The sequence below is a fragment of the Streptomyces sp. YJ-C3 genome, assembly GCF_053891275.1.
Map to the genome: position 1 here is coordinate 5,199,786 of NZ_CM132685.1, position 23,626 is coordinate 5,223,411.

At 71.6% G+C, this 23,626-nt stretch carries 20 protein-coding genes; 9 read left to right on the forward strand and 11 right to left on the reverse strand.

The features are described 5' to 3' along the window. Positions 1-160: 160 nt before the first annotated feature. The gene (aroA, locus tag ACVHNB_RS23220) at positions 161-1,432 is read left to right on the forward strand and encodes a 3-phosphoshikimate 1-carboxyvinyltransferase (protein ID WP_456225772.1); all 1,272 of its coding nucleotides are present in this window, start codon (positions 161-163) and stop codon (positions 1,430-1,432) included. Positions 1,433-1,453: 21 nt separating this feature from the next. Here the strand turns inward: aroA and ACVHNB_RS23225 are convergent, their stop codons facing one another. Genes ACVHNB_RS23225 through ACVHNB_RS23240 form a run of 4 tightly spaced genes read right to left on the reverse strand, consistent with a single transcriptional unit; the run spans position 1,454 to position 6,072 of the window. Then, positions 1,454-2,827, reverse strand: coding sequence for a GH1 family beta-glucosidase (locus ACVHNB_RS23225; protein ID WP_428956774.1), 1,374 nt, complete (start codon positions 2,825-2,827; stop codon positions 1,454-1,456). 41 nt (positions 2,828-2,868) lie between these two features. Further along, the gene (locus ACVHNB_RS23230; protein WP_428956773.1) at positions 2,869-3,741 is read right to left on the reverse strand and encodes a carbohydrate ABC transporter permease; all 873 of its coding nucleotides are present in this window, start codon (positions 3,739-3,741) and stop codon (positions 2,869-2,871) included. Beyond that, the gene (locus ACVHNB_RS23235) at positions 3,734-4,741 is read right to left on the reverse strand and encodes a carbohydrate ABC transporter permease (protein WP_428956772.1); all 1,008 of its coding nucleotides are present in this window, start codon (positions 4,739-4,741) and stop codon (positions 3,734-3,736) included. Before ACVHNB_RS23235 ends, ACVHNB_RS23230 begins: the two co-directional genes overlap by 8 nt. A gap of 14 nt (positions 4,742-4,755) precedes the next feature. Continuing rightward, positions 4,756-6,072: an ABC transporter substrate-binding protein gene (locus ACVHNB_RS23240; protein WP_456225773.1), complete on the reverse strand. Its 1,317-nt coding sequence runs from the start codon at positions 6,070-6,072 to the stop codon at positions 4,756-4,758. Between the two features lie 203 nt (positions 6,073-6,275). On the opposite strand from ACVHNB_RS23240, the gene ACVHNB_RS23245 reads away from it, so the two are divergent. The 4 genes from ACVHNB_RS23245 to ACVHNB_RS23260 are packed head-to-tail and all read left to right on the forward strand — an operon-like array spanning position 6,276 to position 9,531. Continuing rightward, positions 6,276-7,568 (forward strand): ROK family transcriptional regulator, encoded by a 1,293-nt coding sequence (locus ACVHNB_RS23245; RefSeq protein WP_428956770.1) that lies wholly within the window; start codon positions 6,276-6,278, stop codon positions 7,566-7,568. Between the two features lie 29 nt (positions 7,569-7,597). Further along, positions 7,598-8,449 carry a hypothetical protein gene (locus ACVHNB_RS23250; protein ID WP_456225774.1) on the forward strand — a complete coding sequence of 284 codons (852 nt, stop codon included), beginning with the start codon at positions 7,598-7,600 and terminating at the stop codon, positions 8,447-8,449. Between the two features lie 48 nt (positions 8,450-8,497). After that, entirely contained in the window at positions 8,498-9,067 is a 570-nt protein-coding gene (locus tag ACVHNB_RS23255) for a GNAT family N-acetyltransferase (RefSeq protein WP_428956768.1), read from the forward strand. Then, a complete protein-coding gene (locus tag ACVHNB_RS23260; RefSeq protein WP_428956767.1) occupies positions 9,064-9,531 on the forward strand; it encodes a pyridoxamine 5'-phosphate oxidase family protein in 468 nt (155 codons plus the stop codon). The genes ACVHNB_RS23255 and ACVHNB_RS23260 overlap by 4 nt, the downstream gene beginning before the upstream one ends. Before the next feature lie 60 nt (positions 9,532-9,591). On the opposite strand, the gene ACVHNB_RS23265 is transcribed toward ACVHNB_RS23260, so the two are convergent. Both ACVHNB_RS23265 and ACVHNB_RS23270 read right to left on the reverse strand, forming a co-directional pair. After that, the gene (locus tag ACVHNB_RS23265) at positions 9,592-11,214 is read right to left on the reverse strand and encodes an MDR family MFS transporter (protein ID WP_428956766.1); all 1,623 of its coding nucleotides are present in this window, start codon (positions 11,212-11,214) and stop codon (positions 9,592-9,594) included. Between the two features lie 149 nt (positions 11,215-11,363). Further along, a complete protein-coding gene (locus ACVHNB_RS23270) occupies positions 11,364-12,002 on the reverse strand; it encodes a TetR/AcrR family transcriptional regulator (protein ID WP_428956765.1) in 639 nt (212 codons plus the stop codon). Positions 12,003-12,129: 127 nt separating this feature from the next. Here ACVHNB_RS23270 and ACVHNB_RS23275 point away from each other — a divergent pair, with 127 nt between their 5' ends. Beyond that, the gene (locus ACVHNB_RS23275; protein ID WP_456225775.1) at positions 12,130-12,681 is read left to right on the forward strand and encodes a DUF4232 domain-containing protein; all 552 of its coding nucleotides are present in this window, start codon (positions 12,130-12,132) and stop codon (positions 12,679-12,681) included. A gap of 4 nt (positions 12,682-12,685) precedes the next feature. Here ACVHNB_RS23275 and ACVHNB_RS23280 read toward each other — a convergent pair whose 3' ends face one another. Then, the gene (locus ACVHNB_RS23280) at positions 12,686-14,560 is read right to left on the reverse strand and encodes a discoidin domain-containing protein (RefSeq protein WP_428956755.1); all 1,875 of its coding nucleotides are present in this window, start codon (positions 14,558-14,560) and stop codon (positions 12,686-12,688) included. Positions 14,561-14,883: 323 nt separating this feature from the next. Between ACVHNB_RS23280 and ACVHNB_RS23285 the strand changes: the two genes are divergently transcribed. Next, on the forward strand, positions 14,884-16,638 hold the full coding sequence (locus ACVHNB_RS23285; RefSeq protein WP_428957754.1) for a coagulation factor 5/8 type domain-containing protein: 1,755 nt from the start codon (positions 14,884-14,886) through the stop codon (positions 16,636-16,638). On the opposite strand, the gene ACVHNB_RS23290 is transcribed toward ACVHNB_RS23285, so the two are convergent. Then, positions 16,627-16,896 carry a DUF5133 domain-containing protein gene (locus tag ACVHNB_RS23290; protein ID WP_428956754.1) on the reverse strand — a complete coding sequence of 90 codons (270 nt, stop codon included), beginning with the start codon at positions 16,894-16,896 and terminating at the stop codon, positions 16,627-16,629. The two genes, ACVHNB_RS23285 and ACVHNB_RS23290, sit on opposite strands and share 12 nt — an antisense overlap. Positions 16,897-17,010: 114 nt before the next feature. After that, the gene (locus ACVHNB_RS23295; RefSeq protein ID WP_428956753.1) at positions 17,011-17,730 is read right to left on the reverse strand and encodes a PP2C family protein-serine/threonine phosphatase; all 720 of its coding nucleotides are present in this window, start codon (positions 17,728-17,730) and stop codon (positions 17,011-17,013) included. 315 nt (positions 17,731-18,045) lie between these two features. Between ACVHNB_RS23295 and ACVHNB_RS23300 the strand changes: the two genes are divergently transcribed. Together ACVHNB_RS23300 and ACVHNB_RS23305 are read left to right on the forward strand one after the other, a co-directional pair. Then, entirely contained in the window at positions 18,046-20,409 is a 2,364-nt protein-coding gene (locus ACVHNB_RS23300; protein WP_456225776.1) for an ATP-binding protein, read from the forward strand. A gap of 76 nt (positions 20,410-20,485) precedes the next feature. After that, positions 20,486-22,216 (forward strand): sensor histidine kinase, encoded by a 1,731-nt coding sequence (locus ACVHNB_RS23305; protein ID WP_456225777.1) that lies wholly within the window; start codon positions 20,486-20,488, stop codon positions 22,214-22,216. A gap of 9 nt (positions 22,217-22,225) precedes the next feature. Here ACVHNB_RS23305 and ACVHNB_RS23310 read toward each other — a convergent pair whose 3' ends face one another. Both ACVHNB_RS23310 and ACVHNB_RS23315 read right to left on the reverse strand, forming a co-directional pair. Next, positions 22,226-22,927 carry a response regulator gene (locus tag ACVHNB_RS23310; RefSeq protein ID WP_428956750.1) on the reverse strand — a complete coding sequence of 234 codons (702 nt, stop codon included), beginning with the start codon at positions 22,925-22,927 and terminating at the stop codon, positions 22,226-22,228. 95 nt (positions 22,928-23,022) lie between these two features. Then, positions 23,023-23,481 carry a Crp/Fnr family transcriptional regulator gene (locus ACVHNB_RS23315; RefSeq protein WP_428956749.1) on the reverse strand — a complete coding sequence of 153 codons (459 nt, stop codon included), beginning with the start codon at positions 23,479-23,481 and terminating at the stop codon, positions 23,023-23,025. Between the last annotated feature and the right edge of the window lie 145 nt (positions 23,482-23,626).

Below are 23,626 nucleotides of genomic sequence, written 5' to 3' on the forward strand. Positions count from 1 at the left end.
ACGGCCCTGGGCGCGCCGCTCTTCCTCGGAGCGGCGCGCGCGGGGCCGTTCTGACGTCCGGCGTCCGTACGGGGCGGGAAAAATGACCGCCGCCCGGGCGGCCCTACAGGGCAGGATCGGGGCCGACCCTGCTGTGGACACCCGTGCTGGAGCATCTGTCGTGACCGTCGTCGACGTCCCCGGATCCAAATCCCTCACCGCCCGCGCGCTGTTCCTCGCGGCAGCCGCCGACGGCGTCAGCACCTTGCGGCGCCCCCTGGCCTCGGACGACACGGAGGGCTTCGCCGCCGGTCTCACCGCGCTCGGCTACCGCGTCGAGCGGACCCCGGAGCGCTGGTCGGTCCAGGGCAGCCCGGCCGGTCCCCCGCGCGACACGGCCGAGGTGTACTGCCGGGACGGCGCCACGACCGCGCGCTTTCTGCCGACCCTGACGGCGGCGGGCCACGGCACCTACCGCTTCGACGCCTCGGCCCAGATGCGGCGCCGGCCCGTGGCCCCGCTGACGCGCGCGCTGCGCGCCCTGGGTGTGGACGTGCGGCACGAGGAGAGCGAGGGACACCATCCGCTGACCGTGACGGCCGACGGGGTGCGAGGCGGTGAACTCGCCCTGGACGCCGGGGAATCGTCGCAGTATCTGACCGCACTGCTGCTGCTCGGCCCGCTCACCCGCGACGGGCTGCGGATCACCGTCACACGGCTGGTGTCCGCGCCCTACGTCGGGATCACGATCGCGATGATGCGGGCGTTCGGCGTCACGGTGAGCCGCGAGAACACGTCCCGGGGTGAGGTGTTCTCCGTGCCGCCGGGCGGGTACCGGGCGGCCGATTACGCGATCGAGCCGGACGCGTCCACCGCGAGCTACTTCTTCGCCGCGGCGGCCCTCACGGGCCACGAGACGACCGTCCCCGGTCTGGGCCGCGGCGCGCTCCAGGGCGATCTGCGGTTCGTGGACGTCCTGGAGCGGATGGGCGCGCGGGTGCGGGTGGACGACGACCGGACGACCGTGTCCGGGACCGGCACGCTCCGCGGGATCACCGTCGGCATGCGGGACGTCTCCGACACGATGCCCACCCTCGCGGCGATCGCCCCCTACGCGTCGGGCCCGGTCCGGATCGAAGACGTCGGCAACACCCGGGTCAAGGAGTGCGACCGGCTGGCGGCCTGCGCCGAGAACCTGCGCGCCCTGGGGGTTTCCGTGACCACCGGCGAGGACTGGATCGAGGTCTCCCCCGGCACACCGCGTCCGGCACGGATCGCGACGCGCGCCGACCACCGCATCGCGATGTCGTTCGCCGTCGCCTCCCTGCGCACACCGGGCATCACCTTCGACGACCCCGGGTGCGTCCGCAAGACGTTCCCCGCTTTCCACGAGGTCTTCGCCCGCACCCGGGCGGCCTGGGGGCTCGCCGCCGCGGCCTCACCCGACAGGTGAGACCGCGGCGGGGTGCCGGGCTCAGGCGGCGCGCCGGGCCCGCGCCCCGTGGCGGCGCACGATGTCGGCGTACCGGTGCCCGCTGCCCTTGATGGTGCGCACCTGCGTCGCGTAGTCGACGTGGACGAGGCCGAACCGCTTGTCGTAGCCGTACGCCCACTCGAAGTTGTCGAGCAGCGACCACGCGAAGTACCCGGCGAGCGGAGCACCCTTGCGGACCGCGCGGGCGCAGGCCGCGATGTGGTTCACGAGGTACTCCTCGCGCTCCGGGTCGTCGACGGTGCCGTCGGGGCGCACGACGTCCGGGTACGCGGAGCCGTTCTCGGTGATGTACAGCTTGCGGGCGCCGTACTCGTGGGTGAGACGCAGCAGCAGGGACTCGATGCCGTTCGCGTCGACCTCCCAGTCCATCCCGGTGCGCGGGACGCCGAGCCGGCGCACCGCGTCCGCGTACGGGGCCGGGCCCGCCGGGTGGTCGGCGATCACGGACGGGAAGTAGTAGTTGAGGCCCAGCCAGTCGAGGGGCTCGGCGATGGTCGTCAAGTCGCCCGGCTTCTCCGGGAGTTCGACGCCGTACACCTCGAGCATGTCCGCGGGGAAGCCGCGGCCGTGCACCGGGTCGAGCCACCAGCGGTTCGCGTGGCCGTCCATCCGGCGGGCCGCCGCGATGTCCTCGGGGCGGTCGGTGGCGGGCTCGACCTGGGCGAGGTTGTTGACGATGCCGATCTCCGCGCCGGGCACGTGGGCGCGGATCGCCTGCGTGGCCAGGCCGTGGCCGAGCAGCAGGTGGTACGAGGCCTGGACGGCGGCGGTCAGATCCGTCCAGCCCGGCGCCATCCGGCCTTCGAGGTGGCCGATCCACGCCGAGCAGAGCGGTTCGTTGAGCGGCGTCCAGTGCTTCACGCGGTCGCCGAGGCGCTCCGCGACGACGGCGGCGTAGGCGGCGAAGTGCTCGGCGGTCTCCCGCACCGGCCAGCCGCCCCGGTCCTGGAGCACCTGCGGCAGGTCCCAGTGGTAGAGGGTGACGGAGGGGGTGATGCCCGCGGCGAGCAGCGCGTCGATCATCTCGTCGTAGAAGTCGAGGCCCTTGGCGTTCACCGGTCCGTCGCCGCCGGGCACGACGCGCGGCCACGCGACGGACAACCGGTAGGCGTTCGTGCCCAGTTGCCCCATCAGGGCGATGTCGTCGCGCCACCGGTGGTAGTGGTCGCAGGCGATGTCGCCGTGGTCGTCGTTGTCGACCTTGCCGGGGGTGTGCGAGAAAGTGTCCCAGATCGAGGGCGAGCGGCCGTCCTCAAAGACGGCTCCTTCGATCTGGTACGCGGACGTGGCCGTGCCCCACAGGAAGTCGTGCGGGAAGGCGGAAACATCCACGGAAGCGTGGGGGTCGGACACAGGGTTCCTTTCACGAAGGGGCGGACCGGGAGGGGCGTCGGTCACTTGACGGCGCCGGCCGTCAGGCCGGTCACGAGGTAGCGCTGCAGCAGCAGGAAGCCGGCCACGACGGGCACGCTGACCACCAGCGAGGCGGCCATGATCTGGTTCCAGTACACGTCGTTGAGGTTGGCGTAGGCACCGAGACCGACCGAGAGCGTGCGGGTCGTCTCGTTCGTCATGACGGAGGCGAACAGCACTTCTCCCCAGGCCGTCATGAACGAGTACACGGCGACCGCGACGATGCCGGGGATCGCGGCCGGCACGATGATCCGGAACAGGGCGCCGAGCGGGCCGCAGCCGTCGACGAGGGCCGCCTCGTCGAGGTCGCGCGGCACGGACTCGAAGTAGCCGATGAGCATCCAGATCGAGAACGGCAGCGTGAACGTCATGTAGGTGAGGATCAGTCCGCCGCGCGAGCCGAACAGGGCGATCCCGGTGGCGTTGCCGATGTTGACGTAGATGAGGAACAGCGGCAGCAGGAAGAGGATGCCCGGCAGCATCTGCGTCGACAGGACGGTCACCGTGAAGACGCGCTTGCCGCGGAAGCGGTAGCGGCTGACCGCGTAGGCGGCGAACACGGCGATGACGACCGAGCAGACCGTCGCCGCTCCCGCCACGATCACCGAGTTCGTGAAGTACTTGGCCAGCGGGACGGTCGACCAGATGTCGATGTAGGGGCGGATGGTGAGCCCGCTGGGGATCCAGCGGAACTCGCCCTGGACGTCCTGAAGCGGCTTGAGCGAGCTGGACACCATGACGAAGACGGGCAGCAGCACGAAGCCGGCGAGCAGCGTCAGGAAGATCCGGCGGGACCACACGAAGGACCGGGGCGCCGCCATCGGCGACCGGTGCCGCACTGAGGTGTCAGACATCGGCGGTCTTCCTTCCCCGCGAGGTGAGCGCCAGGTACACGCCCGTCACGACGAGCAGGAACAGCAGGAGCAGGACGGACATGGCGGAGCCGGTGCCGAAGTTCCAGGTGACGAACGACGACTGGTAGATGTGGACCGAGATGAGGTCCGCGGCCTTGGGCGCCGCCTTGCCGAACATCACGTACGGCGTGTTGAAGTCGTTGAACGTCCACAGGAACAGGACGAGCACGAGGACCTGGTTGACGGGCCGCAGCGACGGCAGCGTGATGCGGCGCAGCTGCTGCCACAGGCCGGCCCCGTCCAGGGCGGCGGCCTCGTACATCTCCTTCGGGATGTTCTGCAGACCGGCCATCACGATGAGGAAGGCGAACGGCCAGCCCTTCCACACGGACACGGTGAGCAGCGCGTAGAAGCTGTTGTCGCCGATGAGCCAGAAGGACGGCTTGTCGGTGACGCCGAGCTGGTCGTGCAGGACGTGGTTCACCAGGCCGTTGTCGTGCTGGAACATGAACACCCAGGTGATCACGGCGGCGTAGACGGGCAGCGCGTACGGGATCAGGAACAGGGCGCGCAGGATGCCGCGTCCCTTGAACGTCTCCTGCATGTAGACCGCCGCCGCCGTGCCGATCGCCCAGCACAGGCCGACGGAGAGCAGCGTGAACAGGCAGGTGACGAAGAAGGAGTGGAGCAGTGCCTGGCCGACCGGCGCGTCGAAGTCGACGGCGATCTTGAAGTTGTCGAAGCCGGACCACGGCGCGGAGCCCCAGTCGCGGATGTAGAACTGGGTGAGTTCCCGGAAGCTCATCACGATGCCCATGACCATCGGGATGAGATGGACGAGCAGTTCGAGGACGAGCGCGGGCAGCAACAGCAGGTACGGCAGGCCGATCCGGCGGATCCGCCCGGGGCGGCGGCCCTTGCCGCGCGCCGCCCCGGGGGAGGTCTTGCCGACGGCCCGCCCCTCCCCCGCCTCGGCGGGGGACGTGGCGGTCGTGGTCATGACGGTCTCCGCACTCACTTCGTCGGCATCGACTGCTGGGCATTGGTCAGCGCGGCCTTCACGGACTCCGTCGTGACCGGCTTGCCCGCGGCGGCGTCCGCGAAGAGTTCCTTCACGGCCGTGCCGACGGCGGTCTCGAACTGCGACTCGTCGGCGACCTGCGGCAGCGGCGCCGCGCTCTTGGCGAGGGTCTCCTTGAGGACGCCGGTGGACTGGGCGTTGAACGCCGGGTCCTCCTGCGCGGCCTTGACCGGCGGGATCGAGCCGTAGGTCTTGTTGAGGAGCTTCGACTCCTCGTCGCTGGTCATGAACTTGACGAACTTCGTGGCGCCGTCGAGGTTCTTGGTGTTCTTGAAGACGGCGATGTTGATGCCGGCGACCATGGAGTTGACGTTCTGGCCCTGGCCGGGAGCGCCGGACTGGACGGGCGCGGGCACGACGCCCCACTCGTCGTCCTTCATGCCCTGCGACTTGAAGGTGGAGGCGGCGGCCTGCCACAGGACCATCGCGGTCTTGTTCTTGGAGAAGTCGCTCAGGGACTGGTTCTGCGCGTACTCGGCATTGCCCGGCGCGATGATCTTGTCCTTGGCCATCAGGTCGACGTACTGCTTCACGGCCTTGACCGCGCCGTCGGAGGTGAAGTCCGGCTTGCCGTCGGCGGTGAACCAGTCGGCGCCGTGCTGCTTGGCCAGGACGAAGATCTGGTGGATGTTGTTGGACAGGTTCGAGCCCTCGGCGGCGAGGCCCCACTTGCCGCCCTTGGAGATCTTCTTGCCGTCGGCGACGAGCTCGTCCCACGTGGTCGGGGGCTTGGAGATCCCCGCGTCCTTGAACATCTTCTTGTTGTAGTAGAGCGCGTACGACATCGAGTACAGCGGGACCGCGGCCGGGTCCTTGCCCGCGGCGCCGGCCGAGCCGATCGCCGACTCGACGAACCGGTCCTTGCCGCCGATCTTGTCGAAGTTCTTCGCGTCCCACGGCAGCAGCGCGCCGCTCGCCTGGAGCGAGGCGCTCCAGGTGTTGCCGATGTTGAGGACGTCGGGGCCCTGGCCCGACGTGGTCGCGGTGAGGATCCGGTTGAGCAGGTCCGACCACGGGACCACCTCGAGCTTGACCTTGATCCCGGTCTGCTTCTCGAACTTGTCGAGCTCGGGCTGGAGGACCTTCTTGTCGACCTCGATGCTGGCGCCCTGGTTCGACGCCCAGTACGTGAGCGTCTTCGGGGAGTCGTTGGACCCGCCGCCCGAGGACGAGCCACCGCCGCAGGCGGTCGCGGCGAGGGCGAGCGAGAGGGTGGCAGCGCCGACGGCTGCGGCTCGGATTCTGCTCATGGCTCCAGGTGTCCCTTATCCGGAGGAACCCCGACCGCGTTCACGGAATCTCACCAGCGCGAGTTCAAGTAGTGAACGCCCTCAGGGCTTAATTTAGGCTGTGAGTTAAGCCGCACAAGAAGAGGGCGTCAAGGGATCCGACACGGGTATCTTGCGCGGGGCGGGCGTTGTTGGCGCCCCGCGGGCGCAGGGAGAGGGAGATCATGGCCGGGCGGAACGGGCGTACGGTGCACGACCTGCGGCGCGAGAATCGCGCGGCCCTATTGCAACAGTTGTATTTCGATGGCCCGCTCAGCCGGTACGAACTGGGCCCGGCGACGGGCCTGAGTTCAGGCTCCGTCAGCAACGTGGTGGCCGAACTGGCCGCTGAGGGGCTGGTGGAGGAGGCGGGCAGCGTCGAGTCCGACGGCGGGCGGCCGCGCACCCTGCTGCGGATCGCGCCGGACTGCGGCCTGCTGATCGGCGTCGACGTCGGCGAGAACCTGGTCCGCGTCGAGCTGTTCGACCTGGTACTCACCGAACTGGCCCGCGTGGAGCGGCCGTTGGAGGTCAGTGACCGCTACGCCGTCGACGTGGTGGTGGGGCACATACGCGACGGGATCGCCGAGGTGCTGGCGGCGGCGGGCGCGGACCCCGGGCAGTTGCTCGGGGTGGGCGTCGGGGTGCCCGGGATCGTCGCGCGGGATCCCGAGCAGGGAGCCGTGGTGCACGGCCAGACGATCGGCTGGCGGGCGGTGCCGCTGGAACGGCTGCTGCGCGCGAGCTCGCCGCTCCCCGACGAGGTCCCGTACTTCATCGACAACGGAGCCAAGACGCTGGGCCAGGCGGAGATGTGGTTCGGCGCCGGGCGGGGCGCGGGCAGCGCGGTGGTGGTGCTGTTCGGGTCGGGCGTCGGCGCCTGCGCGGTCACCGAGGCCGGGGCGGAGGGACGGGCCCTGGAGTGGGGGCATCTGACGGTGCGGGTGCAGGGGCGGCGCTGCCGGTGCGGCGCGCTCGGCTGCCTGGAGGCGTACGCGGGTGCGGAGGCCCTCGTCGAACGGTGGCGGGAGGCGGGCGGGGTCCCGCGCCGGGCGGCGGGCGAAGAGGCGGCCCTGGCCGAGCTGTTGGCGACGGCGTACGAGGAGGGCGGCCCGGCGCCCGACCGGGATCTGGCGCTGTCGGTCCTGGAGGAGACCGCCGAGTACCTGGGCGCGGGCCTGTCCGACCTGATCAACCTCTTCCAGCCGGAGCGGATCCTGATCGGCGGCTGGGCCGGTCTGCGGCTCGGACCGCGGTTCCTGGAGTCGGTGCGACGGCACATCGGCACGTACGCGCTCGACTATCCGGTCGGGCGGGTCGGCGTGGAGCTGGGCCGCCTGGGTCCGGACGCGGTGACGGTCGGCGCGGCCACGTTGCCGCTCGCGGGGTTCTTCGCCCGCGGCGGCCGACGCGCCGAGCCGGCCCCGGCGCAGGAACTCGCCGGGTGGCGGCGGGCGTTGGTGCATCGCAGGGGGTGAAGCCCCGCGGCGGCGTCAGGGGGGGCGCAATGGGTGAAGGGTTGGCGGACTGGTTCCGCGGGACGGGCGAGCGGCGGCGCCCCGTACGGGGCATCAGCACGACGGGCGACAAGCCCTGGGTGCGGGACCGGCCGCAGGGCGCGTGTCCCGTCCCGGACCGGGAGCGGGACTGGATCGAGCGGTGGCTGGACTGGTGCGCGGGGCAGTTCGGGCCGCCCTCGGCCCCGCTGCGGGAGGTCGCCGGGCCGGGGTTCGTCGCCGCGGACTTCACGGGCACGCAATTGCAGGCCGAGTCCCTGGTGCGGCGGGTCGCCGCGGTGATGGGCGCCGACGTCACCGAAGTCTCGGTGATGCTCGTGGAGGCACCGGAGGGACCGCCGCCCACGAAGCGGCATCAAGTGGGCGCCTACCGGCGGACGTCCGGCGGGGCGGTCATCGAACTGGACCGCGGTGTGGCGGCCCGGCGGGACACCTTCGCGGCACTCGTCGCACACGAACTGGCGCACGCACGGCTCATCGGCGAACGGCGCATCGGCGACCGGGACTTCGCCGAGCGCGAGGAGGAGCGGCTCACCGACCTGGTCACCGTGTTCCTCGGCATGGGCGTCCTCACCGCGAACGCCGCCGACGACTATGTGAAGGCGACCGGGTACTCGGTGGCGCCGCTGGGCGAGCTCACCGACTGGATGCTCACCGGGCGTCGCGACCAGCCGCCGCATCGCCTGGGCTATCTCGGCCCGGGCGAGTTCGGCTACGCGCTCGCCTGCTGGAGCGTCCTGCGCGGTGACCCCCGGCCGCCGCCCTGGGCCCGGCATCTCGCGGCGAGCGTCAGGCAGGCGTTCACGCAGGGCCTGGCCCACCGGGCGGCACGACGGGACTGACACCGCACTGGCCCGCCCCCTTGTCCGTGCGCGTGCTTCGATGGGCGCGTGAGCGATATCGACAGCAGCACGCCGCAGATCGGAGTGCGCGGGGACGGCGATCTGCCCGCGTGCGTCACTGTTCTGCGCGCGGTGCACCTCAGCGACGGCTACCCGGTCAACTGGCCCGACGATCCGGCCCGTTGGCTGGGCGGCGGCGCGGACGAACCTTCCTGGGTGGCGCACCGGGGCGGACGCGTCGTCGGCCACGTGACGCTGACGCGGCCCGGCGCGGGCGACGTGGCGCCGACGCTGGTCGCCTCGGGCACGGGTGTGGCGGTGGTCGGCCGGCTGTTCGTCGATCCCTCGGCCCGCGGGCACCGGATCGGCACCCTCCTCATCGAGACGGCCGTACGCGAGGCCCGGCTGCGCGGGGCGCGGGCGGTCCTCGACGTGGCCGCCACCGACCGTGCGGCCGTCGCCCTCTACGAGCGGCTGGGATGGGAGTTTCTCGGCACGCGCCAACAGGAGTGGCAGCCGGGCCAGTTGGTCGACGTACGGTGTTACGCGGCTCCCGCCCCAGGCGGCGGACCCGAGCACACCGCATCGTCGCAGCCGACCGTGAAGGAGTCTCCATGACCGACGCCGCGCCCGCCCGTTCGGCGAAGCAGCGCAAGCAGGACACGCTCGCCCGCCTGGAGCGGGACGTCGACGCCTGGGTCTCGACCGCCGCGGCGGAGGGGGGTCGGCCGTACATGATGCCGCTGTCGTTCCTGTGGCTCGACGGAGCGGTGTACGTGTCGACGCGCGCGACCAATCCGGTCGCGCGCAACCTCGCGGCGACCGGCACGGTGCAGCTCGCCATCGGGGACACCCGGGATGTCGTGCGGATCGAGGGCGAGGCCGTGGCGCTGCCCGACGCCGAGGTCACCGCCGGGTTCGGGGACGCGTTCGCGGCGAAGTGCGGGTTCGACCCGCGCGCCGCCGACGGCCCGTACCCGTACTTCCGGATCCGTCCGGTGCGGATCCAGGCCTGGCGCGAGGCGAACGAGATCGCGGGCCGGGACCTGATGCGCGACGGCACCTGGCTCGTCGCGGACTGAGACACGTGTGCCCCTCGCCGCACGGGGCGGCGAGGGGCACGGCACGGGGTGGCGTGCGCGTCAGCCGACCGGGGCCGGCTCCTTCTCGGCGACACCGTCGGCGTCGCCGGGCGCCGCGTTCTGGGCGTGCCAGTCGTCGTTGTCGGCGAGCGGCTTCTCCTTCAGGACGAAGGCGAGGACCAGGCCGACCGCGAAGACGGGCAGCAGGTACAGGAAGATCGGGACGAGCGCTTCCTGGTAGGAGTTGACGACGGTCTCGCGCAGGTCGGCCGGGAGCGCACGGACCAGCGCCGGGGTCAGCGAGTCGCTGTCGCCGACCTTGGCGGCGGCCTCGGCGGGGATGCTCGTGGCGAGCTTGTCGGTGAGGCGGCTGGCGAACACGGCGCCGACGACGGCGGTGCCGAGCGTCGCACCGATCTCCCGGAAGAAGTTGTTCGCGGAGGTGGCGGTGCCGACCTCGCTGCCCGGGAAGTCGTTCTGCACCGCGAGCACGAGGGTCTGCATCATGAGGCCGACGCCGGCGCCCGCGAGACCCACGTACACACAGACCAGCCAGACCGGGTCGGACACGTCGAGCGTCGACATCAGGTAGGCGACGAGCATGATGATCAGGGTGCCGGCGATCGGATAGACCTTGTAACGGCCCGTCTTGGACATGATCGCGCCGGACGGCAGGGCGGTGCCCATGATGCCGACGACCATGGGGATCAGCAGCAGTCCGGACTCGGTGGCGGACTTGCCGTAGACCATCTGCAGATACGTGGGCATGTAGCCGACGATCGCGAACATGCCGAGACCGATGACGATCATGCCGAGCAGCGTGGCGACATTGAAGATCGGGCTGCGGAACAGGTGCAGCGGGATGACCGGCTCCTTGGCGCGCTTCTCCGCGGCGAAGAACAGGATCCAGGCGGCCACCGCGCCCACGCCGAGACCGATGACCAGCGGGTCGGACCACGCGTACTGGGTGCCGCCCCAGCTGGCGAACAGCACGGTGCAGGTGACGGCGGTGGCCATCAGGGCGGTGCCGAGGTAGTCGAGCGTGACCGTGACGGCCTTGCGGGGCAGCTTGATCGCGACGGCGGCGACGAACAGGGCGAGGACGCCGAGGGGCAGGTTGACCCAGAACGCCCAGCGCCAGGAGTGCGCGTCGGTGAACCAGCCGCCGAGCAGCGGCCCGACGACGGAGGACAGACCGAAGACGGCGCCCATGGGTGCCATGTACTTGGCGCGCTCACGCGGCGGCACCAGGTCGGCGATGATCGCCTGCGAGGTGATCATGAGACCACCGCCGCCGAGGCCCTGGAGGGCGCGGCCCGCGATCAGGGTGCCCATGTTCTGGGCGAGTCCGCAGACCACGGAGCCCACCAGGAACAGGGCTATGCCGGCCAGGAAGATGTTCTTGCGGCCCATCAGGTCGCCGAGCTTGCCGTAGACGGGCATGCCGATGGTGGCGGCGAGGATGTAGGCGGTGGTGATCCAGGCCATGTGCTCGATGCCGTTGAGCTCGCCGACGATGGTCGGCAGCGCGGTGGACACGATGGTCTGGTCGAGGGCGCCGAGCAGCATGGTCAGCATCAGCGCGGCGAAGATGAGCCCGAAGTTGGCCGGCTTGGCGATGCTCTCGTCGGCCGCCGGGCCGGGTCCGGTGTCGATGCCCTCGGATGCGGGGGCGTGCGTCATTGCGTGGTTCTCCGATGTGCGGGGGTGGACGGGTCGGCTGACCGTGCGGCGCGGGGAGAGCGGTGGCCGCGTACGGGTACTGCGGGGTTCGGGGAGAGGTGCGTGGGTGACCGCTTCGGGGAGGGGCGCCGGTCACACGGGTGGGGCGCCTACTGCACCGCGGCCTGCCCGAGCAGGGTGCGCAGCGCGGTGAAGGAGTCGCGCACGCAGGCGGCGGGACCGTCGTGGTGGTCGCCCGTCTGGGCCCACCGCTTCAGTCCGCTGCGGACGGTCGCCATGGCGATGCCCGCGAGCAGTTCGGCGGCCTCGCCGTCGGGCGGGGTGCCGGTGCGCCGGGCGATGGTGCCGGCCAGATCCCGTTCCACCGCCTCGCACTGGGCGAGGAACGTGGCGAGGACGGACGGCACGCCTTCGGCGATGCGCAGGGTGTCCTCCAGCTCCCGGGGGCCCGGGGCGGCCTCCTGGAGGTGGTCGGCGAGCACGTCGCCGAGATCGCGCAGGACGGCGTCGGTGTCCCGGCCCTCCCCCGCGGCGAACCGCTCGGCGAGGGCGTCGGGCAGGCTGCCGGGCAGGGCGAACAGCGCAGCTTCCTTGCTGGGGAAGTAGTTGAAGAAGGTGCGGGGCGAGACCCCCACCTCGTTGCTGATCATCTCGACCGTCACCCGCGCGAATCCCAGCTCGCGCACGAGCCGCAGCGTGGCGGCGTGCAGCTCGGCCCGCGTACGGCGGCGCCTGCGGGCGCGCAGGCCCTCGGCTGGCGCGCTCTGCTGCGGGTCGGATGTGATCACGGCGAGAATTCTTGCACACCGTGCAAACTTGCGGTCACTGCACCCCTGGCCGCTGGACATGTACAGAGTCGACCATCCGAGTTAGCCTCTTATATCCGTATTTGCGGCAACGACCCGAGGTGCCTCGATGCACGTACGCCCTGTCACAGCGGCCACGGTCGCCGCACTCGCCCTGACCGCCCTCGCCGCCCCGACGGCCTGGGCGGACGCCTCGGCCGCCGAGCTGCCGCGCTGCGCCGAGAAGGACCTCACGGTGCGCGCCGAGCCGTCCGACGACGCCGACGACGTCCTGAAGCTGAGCGTGCGCAACGACTCGGCGCGGGCCTGCCTCGTCGACCGCGTCCCGACGATCACCTACGGCGATCTGGACGGGGCGGCCCTGCCGCTGCCGACGGTGCCGCACGCGGGCCGGACGCTGGCCGCGCACGGCACCGCCTACGCGGCGGTCCGCTCGGTGTCGGACTCCGACGACGCCGAGAAGGAGGCCCGCACCGTGATGTACGTGAACGTCGCCGCCGTTCCCGACCACGACGGGCGTACGTTCCAGGCGCTGAAGCTGGGCGCCCCGGCCGGCGTGCGCGTCTGGGAGCCGGTGACGACCCTGTGGCAGTCGTCCCCGGACCGGGCCGCGCAGGTGCTCGAGGAGGAGACCACCGGCCGGGGCACCCTCGCGGTCTAGGCGGTCACCCCTTCTGCTCCACCCGCACCCAGTCCACCTCCGCCTGGACACCGCCGCGCGCGACAGCGTCCACGCTCGACTGCGGCAGACCCCAGTAGGGCTGGGTGACCTTGTTCCAGCCGGCCGGGTAGGCGCCGCCGAGCGCGAGGTTGAGGATCAGGTACTGGTTGTGGCCGAAGACCCACTGGCCGCGCGTGGACTCCAGCTTGTTCCTGGTGGTGCGCTGGACGAGGCGGTCGTCGACGGTGAAGCGCATCTCGGTCGGCGTCCACTCGACACCGTAGGTGTGCCACTGGTCGGCGCGGCCGCCGTCGGCATAGTGCTGGAGCGCGCCGATGTTGCCGTCCGCCGAGTAGCCGGGGCCGTGCAGGGCCGAACTGGTCCAGTCGCCGTAGCCGATGTTCTCCATGATGTCGGTCTCGCCGGACGCGGGCCAGGACACCGACGGATCGTCCACGTCGCTGCCGAGCAGCCAGAAAGCGGGCCAGAACCCGTCCCCGACCGGCAGCTTCATCCGTGCGCTGACCTTGCCGTAGGTGAAGTCGAGCTTGGTGTGGGTGTCGATGCGGCCGGACGTGAAGTCGTAGGTGCCGCCGCCGGCCTGAGTGCAGCCCTTGCAGTACTTGGCCGCGAGGACCAGGTTGCCGCCCGCCGTGCGGACGGTGTCGGTGGAGTCGACGTAGGCCTGGGACTCGCCGTTGACCGGACCCATCTCCTGGCCGGTGCGCACGACGCGCCACTTGGAGCGGTCGAGAGCGGCGCCGGTGAAGTCGTCGAAGAACGTCGTGCGGTACGTGCCCGACTGGGCGCCCGGCAGCGGCGGGTACGCGGCGCCGGCGCTGCCGCCGGTGCCCCAGACCTCGAACTCGTAGAGTGAGTAGCCGAATTGGGCGGTGGCCGGGGCCGGGTTGTAGAAGGACCGGCGTTCCTTGCCGAGCATCCGGACGTAGCGGCCGGTCGCGGGGGTGGGCAGGCGGACCGTGTCGCGGCGGCCGGCCGCGTCGCCGGGCGACTTGATGTCGGCGCGGCGGGCGGCGACCTCTGCGGCGCTCGGGCGGTACACCGTGCGCCAGGTCCTGTTGTCGTCGGAGACCTGGAGTTCGTAGTCGACGGCGTACGCGGCCTCCCAGTACAGGTCGACGGTGTCGATGGTGGAGGCGGCGCCCAGGTCGACCGAGACCCAGCGGTCCGCGTTCCAGTCGCTGGACCAGCGGCTCTGGTCGGCCTTCAGGTCGGCGGGTCTGCCGCCGTCGGTGACGAACGCCGGTGAGTTCCCGGCGTGTTGGTAGTAGTTGCTGTACGCGGGGTGGTGCAGGGCGAGGTTGGTGCGGGTCGTGGAGGCGGGGGCCGGGGCGCCCCCGTACACCTTGAACGAGTAGAGGGAGTAACCGTAGGGCGTGGCACGCTCGATGCCGCGCAGGCGGACGTAGCGGCCCGTCACCTCCTGCGGGTAGGTGTGCGCGGTGACACTGCCGCCGGTGCCGGCGTCCTCGGTGTAGAAGGGCTGCCAGTCGGTGCCGTTCTTCGAGACTTCCAGGGCGTACTGCTTGCCGTAGGCGGCCTCCCAGTCGAGGGTCACGCGGTCGATGCGCAGGGTCGCGCCGAGGTCGACGCGCAGCCAGGCGTTGTCGGAGAAGGTGCTGGACCAGCGGGAGCCCGCGTCACCGTCGACAGCGGCGCCGGGACCGGTCCCGGCGTTCTCGCTGCCGGACGCGGTGACGGAGGCGGGGTTCGCGGCGTACGCGGCCGCGGCGAGGTCGGTGTTCCAGTCGGCTGCCACCGCGGCGGTGCGGGGTGCGGCGGTGGTCGGGGGCGCGACAGCCGTGGCCAGGGCGGCCAGGACCGCGGTGGTGCTGAGCAGCAGGAGGTGGCGACGCATGTCTCTCCTTCACGGAAACCCTCACGGACTCGGAAGGGAGAGCGCTCTCGGCGGAACGTACGAGGCGCCCCGCCGCGTGTCAACAGGGACCTGCGAGGAACACGGCGCGCACGCTCTTTCCATCATCTCCTGAAGCCCCAACTACCCTTTTCGCGGCTTTTGTTGACACTGAGACCCCATGAATCCCGCGAACTTCGGTCACAACTCTTGACGCTGGATTCACGCACCTGAAACATGCCACGCCAGGAGAGCGCTCCCACCACCCCCACTCGTTCACTTCATGAACCAGGAGAGCCGCTGTGCCCCACCTCCCCCACCTCCCCATGCCCTTGTCCCGCCGCAGCGTCCTCGGCGCGGCCGCCGTCTCAGCAGCCCTCCCCGCGCTGGGCTCGGCGGTCGCGTCCGCGGCCCCGGCCGCACCCCGCGAGACACTCGCCGGCGGTGGCGACCTCGGGCCCAACGTGATCGTGTTCGATCCCGCCACGCCCGGCATCCAGGCCAAGCTCGACGAGATCTTCAAGCAGCAGGAGTCGGCGCAGTTCGGTGCCGGGCGCTACGCGCTGCTGTTCAAGCCCGGCTCGTACAGCGGTCTGAACGCCCAACTCGGCTTCTACACCTCGATAGCGGGCCTGGGCCTGTCCCCCGACGACACGACCATCAACGGGGACGTGACGGTCGACGCGGGGTGGTTCAACGGAAACGCCACCCAGAACTTCTGGCGCAGCGCGGAGAACCTGGCGCTGGTGCCGGTGAACGGCACGAACCGGTGGGCGGTCTCGCAGGCGGCGCCGTTCCGCCGGATGCACGTGCGCGGCGGCCTCAACCTGGCGCCCGACGGCTACGGCTGGGCCAGCGGCGGCTACATCGCGGACAGCCGGATCGACGGCAGCGTGGGCCCCTACTCGCAACAGCAGTGGTACACCCGCGACTCGTCCGTCGGCGGCTGGCTCAACGCCGTCTGGAACATGGTGTTCTCCGGTGTCGAGGGCGCGCCCGCGCAGAGCTTCCCCGACCCGCCGTACACCACGCTCGACACGACGCCGGTCTCCCGCGAGAAGCCGTTCCTGTACCTGGACGGCGCGGACTACAAGGTGTTCCTGCCGGAGAAGCGGACGAACGCCCGCGGCACCAGCTGGGGCAGCGGCACCCCGCGCGGCACCTCGGTGCCGCTCGACCAGTTCTACGTGGCGAAGCCCGGGGACAGCGCGGGCACCTTGAACAGCGCCCTGTCCCAGGGCCTCCACCTCCTGCTGACGCCCGGTGTCTACCACCTGGACGCCCCGATCCAGGTGGACCGCGCGGGCACGGTCGTCCTCGGTCTCGGCTACGCCACGCTCGTCCCGGACGGCGGGGTGGGCGCGCTGAAGGTGGCCGACGTGGACGGGGTGCGGCTCGCCGGATTCCTGATCGACGCGGGGACCGTCAACTCCCCCACCCTGCTGGAGGTCGGCCCGCAGGGCGCGTCCGCGGACCACTCCGGCGACCCGATCACCGTGCAGGACGTCTTCGTCCGGATCGGTGGCGCGGGCGCCGGCAAAGCGACCACCAGCATGGTGATCAACGCGCGGCACACCATCGTCGACCACACCTGGGTGTGGCGCGCCGACCACGGTGACGGCGTCGGCTGGGACACCAACCGCGCCGACTACGGCATCGTGGTCAACGGCGACGACGTGCTGGCCACCGGCCTGTTCGTGGAGCACTTCAACAAGTACGACGTGCAGTGGAACGGCGAGCGCGGACGCACGATCTTCTTCCAGAACGAGAAGGCGTACGACGCCCCCGACCAGGCGGCGATCCAGAACGGCTCGGTGAAGGGCTTCGCCGCGTACAAGGTCGCCGACTCCGTGACGAATCACGAGGGATGGGGGCTCGGTTCGTACTGCTACTACAACGTGAACCCGGCGATCCGGCAGGACCACGGCTTCGCGGCACCGAACACGCCGGGGGTGAAGTTCCACGGTCTGCTGGTCGTGTCACTGGGCGGACAGGGCCAGTTCGAGCACGTGATCAACGACATCGGCGCGGCCACGTCGGGCACCGACACGGTGCCGTCGACGGTGGTGTCATACCCCTGACGCCTGCGGGCGCGCCGCCCCCTGGGGGCGGGGCGCCCCGATGAGCGAGTCGTCGTGGACGCGGGCACCGGGCAGCCGGTGCCGGGCCGCGACCAGGGCGGTGTCGATGTCGCGGGTCCCCGTGGCGACGCAGAGCGTGTACGTCACGTCGTCCAGGCGGCGCCGGGCCTCGGCGCCGCCTGCGTCGGCGTCGAGGGCGATGAGCGCCTCGTACTGGCGGATCAGATCGGCCAGCAGGGTGGGGTGGGCCAGCAGCATCGGCGGGGCTCCTTGTCGTGGCGCGGCGGGTTCGACGCCCGTGTGCCCCGAGCCCGGGTCCGCAAACGGAGGGAACGGTCCGCCCTCCGGGAGGTGGTGCCGGGCCGACGGCCGCTACCTGCTGCGGGGGTGCAGCGGCTCCACGGCCAGCAGCGAGGCGTCGTCCTGCAACTGCCCCTGCGCGTGGTGGAGCAGGTCCGCGGCGAGCGCGGCCGTGAAGCCGGTGAGGGGCGTGGAGCTCAGCTCGGCGGCGCGTTCGGCGAGCGGGTAGAAGGTGCCGGTGGCGTCGCGGGCCTCGGAGGCGCCGTCCGTGTGGAGCAGCATCCGGTCCCAGGCGCTGTGCGGTATCGGCTGGGCCGCGCACCAGCCGTGGGCCAGGTCGAGCAGGCCGAGCGGGGGCGCCGGGGCGGGCACGGCGGCGGGCACCGCGCCGCCGTCGCGGAGCAGCAGGGGAGGCGGATGGCCGCAACAGACGAGTTCGGCGGAGCCGTCCGGGACCACGGTCACGAGGGTGGCCGTGACGAACCGGTCGGGCTCGTCCGAATGGGCGACCAGGGAGTGCAGGCGTACCGCGAGTACCTCCAACGAGCGCTGGACCAGCGCCAGTTGACGCCATGCTTGGAGTACGGAGTCGGCAGTGCGGGACAGTTCGGGCCCCTTGCCCATGACGTCGCCGATGAGCAGCCGGGTACCGAACGGGGTGTCGACGACGCCGTGCACGTCGCCGCCGCTGCTGCCGTCACGCCCGGAACCCGAGGTCAGGCGGCGGGCACTGACCTTCAGGGTGCCGACCGTGTCCGGGAGCGAGCTGGTCGTGCGCGGGCGGGTCGTCATGGGGGCCTTCCAAGAGCGAGCCGGGCCATCGGATCCGGCGGGCGATGGCGGCGCGGCCGGTGTGACGTTCCGTGAAGTGTAGCCATTCGGATGCACTGTGTGACGGATTCTTTGAAGTGCGTACCGAATGCACTCCAGGCCTCCGGATCGTGGCACGGACAGGCCTGCGCGGCGGGGTAGTTTCCCACCTCTGCCGCCCGTGCGCGTGGCGATCCGGTGAAGCTGTCCGGAACACGACCGGATCCTTCTAGCGTGAGGGCACAAGGCGCGCCGTCCTGTCCGTCGCTGCCCGCACCGTACGGAGTGAGACCTCTCATGAACCGCAGTTCCGGCCGTCGCACGTCGGGTGAACTGCCCGCCGAGGCAACCAGTTTCGTCGGCCGGCGACGAGAGCTGGCACAGCTGGCCGACGTGCTGACACGGGCCCGGCTCGTGACGCTGACCGGCCCCGGGGGCGTCGGCAAGACCCGCACCGCGGTGCGCTCCGCCTACGAACTGCGCGACCGCTTCCCGTCCGGGGTGCACCTGGTGGAGCTCTCGGCGCTGAGCGACCCGGAGCTGCTCGCGAACACCGTCGCCGCCGCGCTCGACCTGCCCGAGCAGACGGCCCGCCCGCCGATCGAGGTGATCGCCGACTATCTGGAGGGCCGGAACCTCCTGCTGCTGCTCGACACGTGCGAGCACCTGGTCGACGCGTGCGCGGTGCTGTGCGACGAACTCCTGCGCGCCGCACCGGGACTGAGGATCGTGGCGACGAGCCGGCAGCCGCTCGACGTGGCCGGCGAGCACGTCCTCGCGATCGGGCCGCTGAGCGTGCCCGAGCCGTCGGCCGTCGGCACGGAGCCGGGCTGCGACGCGCTGGACCTGTTCGCGGACCGGGCATCGGCGGCGGTGCCCGGCTTCACACTGAGCGACGACAACCGGGCCGACGTGCTGGCCCTGTGCCGTCGCCTCGACGGGATACCGCTCGCCATCGAACTCGCCGTGTCCCGGCTGCGGGTGCTCTCCCTCGACGAGATGCTGACCCGCCTCGACGACCGGTTCCGGCTCCTGACGGGCGGGCGCCGCACCTCGGTGCCGCGCCACCAGACACTGCGCACCGCGATCGGCTGGAGCCACGACCTGTCCACGCCGTCGGAGCGGCTGCTGTGGTCCCGACTGTCCGTGTTCGCGGGCGAGTTGAGCCTGCAGGCCGCGGAGTCCGTCTGCGCGGACCCGGCCGGCGACGCCGCGCTGCCGGCCGACGACGTCCTGCCCGCCCTGATCGGCCTGGTCGAGAAGTCGGTCGTGATCAGGGTGGAGACCCCCGACGGCACCCGCTACCGCATGCTCGACACGATCCGCGAGTTCGGCCTGGAGCAGCTCGCGGCGCTCGGCGACGAGGAGCCCACCCGGCGCCGCCACCTCGCGTACTTCCTGGACGTGGCCCGGTCCTTCGACGAGGAGTGGACGGGCGACGCGCAGATCCCGCTGCTGCGGGCACTGGTGCGCGACCGGGCGAACGTCCGGATCGCCCTGGAGTACTGCGTGGCCTCGCCCCCGCTCTCCTGTCAGGGACTGCGGATGGCGACAGCCCTGTGGGGGTACTGGCACGCCACGGGCCTGCTCACCGAGGGCCGCTACTGGCTGCGCCGCACCCTGGACGGCTGCCGCGACGAGAGTCCCGAACGGGTCAAGGCGCTGTGGCTGACCAGCTGGTACATGGACATCCAGGGTGAACGCGGCCTCAACAAGGCTCTGTTGGAGGAGGCCGCGGAGATCGCCGCGCGCATCGACGACCCGGTCGGCGCCGCGTGGACACTCGCCTTCCAGGCGCACCGCCGCTACTTCCTCGGCCGGATGGAGGGCTGCGCCGCCGACTTCGAGGAGGTGCGCACCCGGATGACGGCGCTCGGCGACGACACCGGCCTGCTGATGCTCGGCTTCTACGGCGGGTTCATGATGATCCTGTCCGGGGACCACGAGAAGGGCATCGCCTGGTGCGACGACTCCCTCGTGCGCGGTGCCGCGCACCCGGCCGAGCAGTGGGCCCGGGGCTGGGCCCTGTGGGTCAAGAGCGTCGGGCTGTGGCTGCAGGGCGATCACGAGGCCGCCGTCGCGTGTTCACGGGAGGGCATGCTCAGCAAGGCGGCGCTGCACGACCTGCTGGGCATCGCCCACTTCATGGAGGGGCTCGCCTGGCACGCGGCACAACTGCGGCACTTCGAGCGGGTCGCCCTGCTCCAGGGCGCCGCGGACGCGCTGTGGCGCCGGTCCGCGAAGGAGGCGAGGTTCGGGATCCCGGTGCTGCACGCGCTGCACGCGGGTGCCGCGGCTCAGGCGCGGTCCGCGCTGGGCGCCGACGGCTACCACCACGCGTTCACGGAGGGCGGCCTGCTTCCCCTGGACACCGTGGTGGACCTGGCCCTGACCGACGAGTCGGCGGCCGCCCCGGACGTGCCGCCGCAGCGCACGGGGCCCGCCGACGGACTCACGCCGCGCGAGCGGCAGGTCGCCGCGCTCGTCGGCGAGGGCCTGACCAATCGGGAGGTCGCGGCCGAGCTGGTCGTGTCCAAGCGGACGATCGACTCCCATGTGGAGCACATCCTCACCAAGCTCGGTTTCACCTCCCGTGCCCAGATAGCCGCGCTGCACCGCGCCACGGAGCCGGACGCGCCCGTTCCGTCACCCGAGCTGTGACGAAGCAGGTCACGGCGGGGACACCAGCCGCTACCGTGAGTGGAAGAACGTGCACCCTAGGTCCCGCGGAGGTCGGATGGGCGACGACGCTGCACGGGGGACCGGGCCCCTGCCGAGGCTGCGGCTCGACGAACTGCTGGAGGAACTCCAGGTCCGGATCGACGCCGTGCGCGGCACCCGCAACCGCCTCCAAGGTCTCCTGGAAGCGGTCCTGTCGGTCGGTCAGGAGCTGAACCTCTCCCAGGTGCTGCGCCGCATCGTGGAGGCGGCGGTGGTGCTGGTCGACGCCGAGTACGGCGCCCTGGGCGTCATCGGCGAGGACCGGCGCAGGCTGTCGCAGTTCCTGCCGGTCGGCATCAGTGACGACCAGCGGGCCAGGATCGGCGACCTCCCGTCCGGGCACGGGCTGCTCGGTGAGCTGATCCGGCATCCCGAGCCGCTGCGGCTGTCCGACCTGGCCGACAGTCCGGCGTCGTCCGGGTTCCCCGCGCACCATCCGCCGATGCACACCTTCGTGGGCGTCCCGATCCGGGTGCGCGACGACGTGTTCGGCAACCTGTACCTCACCCAGAAGCGGGGCGGTATCGACTTCGACGACGAGGATGTCGCGGTCCTCCAGACGCTGGGCGCCGCGGCGGGCGTCGCGATCGAGAACGCGCGCCTGTACGAGGAGGTCCAACTGCGCGAGCAGTGGATCCAGTTGAGCGCGGAGTTCACCGGCAGCCTGTTGTCCGGCACGGCGGAGATGCCGGTCCTGCACCTGATGGTGGAGCGTGCGCGGGAGATCGCCGCCGCGGACCTCGGGATGGTGGCGCTCGTCGTCCCGGGCACCGACGAACTCCACGAGACCCTGGCCCTCGGGGAGTTCGCCGCGGCCCACCACGATGTGACGCTGCCGCGCAGGGGCACCTTCGCGGGCGCCGCGCTGGCGGCCGGCGAGCTCGTCACGACGGACGACGTGCGCAAGGATCCGCGGATCACCTACCAGCCGGCGCGCTGGGAGGGCGTCGGCCCCGCCGTCGCCGTGCCCATCGGCACGAACGCGAGTGTCCGCGGGGTGCTGACGCTCGCCCGCCGCGCCGAGCGACAGCCTTTCGCCGCGGCCGAGTTGGCGCCGCTGGTCGGGTTCGCGGGACAGGCCGCACTCGCCCTGGAACTGGCGGACCGGCGGCGAGACGCGGAGCAGATGAGCCTCCTGGAGGACCGTGACCGTATCGCCCGGGACCTGCACGACCTGGCGATCCAGCGGCTGTTCGCGACCGGCATGACGCTGCAGAGCGCGCAGCGGTTCGTGCAGCACCCGGAGGCGGCCGAGCGGCTGATGCGGGCCGTGGACGATCTGGACACCACCATCAAGATCATCCGTTCCACGATCTTCGGGCTGCGCGAGCAGGAGGCGCCGCAGACGGCCGCCGGGCTGCGGATGCGCACGGTACGGGTCATCGAGGACGCGGCGCGCGTGCTCGGCTTCACTCCGGCGCTGCGCATGGAAGGTCTGATCGACGTGGATGTGCCGGCCCCCGTCGGCGACGACGTCGTGGCGGTCCTCGGCGAGGCCCTGACGAACGTGGCGCGGCACGCGCGGGCGACCTCCGCCGAGGTCGCGCTCGTCGTACGCGGCCGGGTCCTGACCCTGACCGTGGAGGACAACGGCGTCGGCATCCCGGACACGCCGGACGGGCACCGCAGCGGTCTGGCGAATCTGGCGGCACGTGCGCGGGGCCGGGGCGGCACGCTCACGACCACGGCACGGGAGGCCGGGGGCACCCGCCTGGAGTGGCAGGTGCCGTTGAAGGACGGGGGCTGACAGCGCCGGCTACCGGGGCGGCGGCAGTCTGCTGGCCATCACCGCCGCCTGGATCCGTCGCTCCACCCCCAGCTTCGCCAGCAGCCGGGAGATGTTGTTCTTCACCGTCTTCTCGGACAGGAACAGCCGCAGACCGATCTGCCGGTTGGTGAGCCCCTCCCCCACGAGGGTGAGAATGTCCCGCTCCCGCTCGGTGAGTTCGGCGAGCTGGCTGTCGGCGGCGGGGCCGGCGCCGACCTGCCCCGCCTCACCGGCCTCGGGCCCGCGCAGGCTCCGCATCAGTCGCGCCGTCGTCGCAGGGTCGAGCATCGACTGGCCCGAGGCGACGGTGCGTACCGCGGAGACCAGGTCGGAGCCCTTGATCTGCTTGAGGACATAGCCCGCCGCTCCGGCCATGATGGCGTCCAGGAGCGCGTCGTCGTCATCGAACGACGTCAGCATCAGGCAGCTCAACTCGGGCAACAGTGCGCGTAGTTCACGGCAGATGGTGATGCCGTCGCCGTCGGGCAGGCGGACGTCGAGCACGGCGACGTCGGGCCGCAGCGCGGGCCCCCGGGTGAGGGCCTGCGCGGCGGTCGCCGCCTCCCCGACGACCTCCATGTCGGGTTCGGCGCCCAGCAGATCCCGCAGGCCGCGGCGGACCACTTCGTGGTCGTCGAGGAGCAGGATGCGAATGGGCCGGTCCGCGGAGAAACCGGGTGGCTGAGGCATACGTCCCCCTCGGATGTGGTGTCCCTAGATCCTGGGGCCGTGAGGGGTGATCCGCCAGGGCCGAACGGTCCCGATCGGTCCCGCGCGCGGCGCCGTCACGCCGCGTCGTATCCGTAGGGCGCGTAGACGTCGAGGAGCCGGGACCGGGTGACGCTCAGCCGGTGGGCGAGGACCCGGCCGACCCATTGGGCGACGAACGAGCCGAGCGCCGGGTCGGAGGCGCACATCAGGCGGACGGTGAACGCGTCGAACTCGTAGGCGCGCACCGGGGTTTCGGCCGCGGCGCCGAGCTGCCACACATAGGGCGGGAACAGCCAGGACCAGCCGATCAGCTCGCCGTGTCCGAGGGAGTCGACGACGGGCGCGGGCCGTCCCGGCAGCGGTATGTCGAGGGCGACGCTGCCGCTGCGCACGATCCAGAACCGGTCGGCGCGCGAGCCCGCGTCGAAGAGGCGGGTGCCCTGCGGGAAGGCCACCTCGCGGGCGATGCGCATCAGCCGGCCGTGGTGCTCGTCGGGCAGGGTCTGGCTCATGCGCGGGGCCATGGCGGTCATGAGCGGCCTCCTTCCGGGGCTCGGCACGACGGCCGGGAGATCTTCCCTCCGGCGTCCGCGACCCGGGCACCGTGGCTCGACGCCGGGCCCGGGCTGCGAAAGTCGCACTGGTCCGGACCGCCGTCGTGCGATACCTCGACGATCG

What these genes read in the sequence shown, in the direction of transcription:
- ACVHNB_RS23230 (WP_428956773.1), bottom strand. Translation starts at nt 3,741, where the DNA reads ATGTCTGACACCTCAGTGCGGCACCGGTCGCCGATGGCGGCGCCCCGG.
- ACVHNB_RS23235 (WP_428956772.1), bottom strand. Translation starts at nt 4,741, where the DNA reads ATGACCACGACCGCCACGTCCCCCGCCGAGGCGGGGGAGGGGCGGGCC.
- ACVHNB_RS23240 (WP_456225773.1), bottom strand. Translation starts at nt 6,072, where the DNA reads ATGAGCAGAATCCGAGCCGCAGCCGTCGGCGCTGCCACCCTCTCGCTC.
- ACVHNB_RS23245 (WP_428956770.1), top strand. Translation starts at nt 6,276, where the DNA reads ATGGCCGGGCGGAACGGGCGTACGGTGCACGACCTGCGGCGCGAGAAT.
- ACVHNB_RS23250 (WP_456225774.1), top strand. Translation starts at nt 7,598, where the DNA reads ATGGGTGAAGGGTTGGCGGACTGGTTCCGCGGGACGGGCGAGCGGCGG.
- ACVHNB_RS23260 (WP_428956767.1), top strand. Translation starts at nt 9,064, where the DNA reads ATGACCGACGCCGCGCCCGCCCGTTCGGCGAAGCAGCGCAAGCAGGAC.
- ACVHNB_RS23265 (WP_428956766.1), bottom strand. Translation starts at nt 11,214, where the DNA reads ATGACGCACGCCCCCGCATCCGAGGGCATCGACACCGGACCCGGCCCG.
- ACVHNB_RS23275 (WP_456225775.1), top strand. Translation starts at nt 12,130, where the DNA reads ATGCACGTACGCCCTGTCACAGCGGCCACGGTCGCCGCACTCGCCCTG.
- ACVHNB_RS23280 (WP_428956755.1), bottom strand. Translation starts at nt 14,560, where the DNA reads ATGCGTCGCCACCTCCTGCTGCTCAGCACCACCGCGGTCCTGGCCGCC.
- ACVHNB_RS23285 (WP_428957754.1), top strand. Translation starts at nt 14,884, where the DNA reads ATGCCCTTGTCCCGCCGCAGCGTCCTCGGCGCGGCCGCCGTCTCAGCA.
- ACVHNB_RS23290 (WP_428956754.1), bottom strand. Translation starts at nt 16,896, where the DNA reads ATGCTGCTGGCCCACCCCACCCTGCTGGCCGATCTGATCCGCCAGTAC.
- ACVHNB_RS23295 (WP_428956753.1), bottom strand. Translation starts at nt 17,730, where the DNA reads ATGACGACCCGCCCGCGCACGACCAGCTCGCTCCCGGACACGGTCGGC.
- ACVHNB_RS23300 (WP_456225776.1), top strand. Translation starts at nt 18,046, where the DNA reads ATGAACCGCAGTTCCGGCCGTCGCACGTCGGGTGAACTGCCCGCCGAG.
- ACVHNB_RS23305 (WP_456225777.1), top strand. Translation starts at nt 20,486, where the DNA reads ATGGGCGACGACGCTGCACGGGGGACCGGGCCCCTGCCGAGGCTGCGG.
- ACVHNB_RS23310 (WP_428956750.1), bottom strand. Translation starts at nt 22,927, where the DNA reads ATGCCTCAGCCACCCGGTTTCTCCGCGGACCGGCCCATTCGCATCCTG.
- ACVHNB_RS23315 (WP_428956749.1), bottom strand. Translation starts at nt 23,481, where the DNA reads ATGACCGCCATGGCCCCGCGCATGAGCCAGACCCTGCCCGACGAGCAC.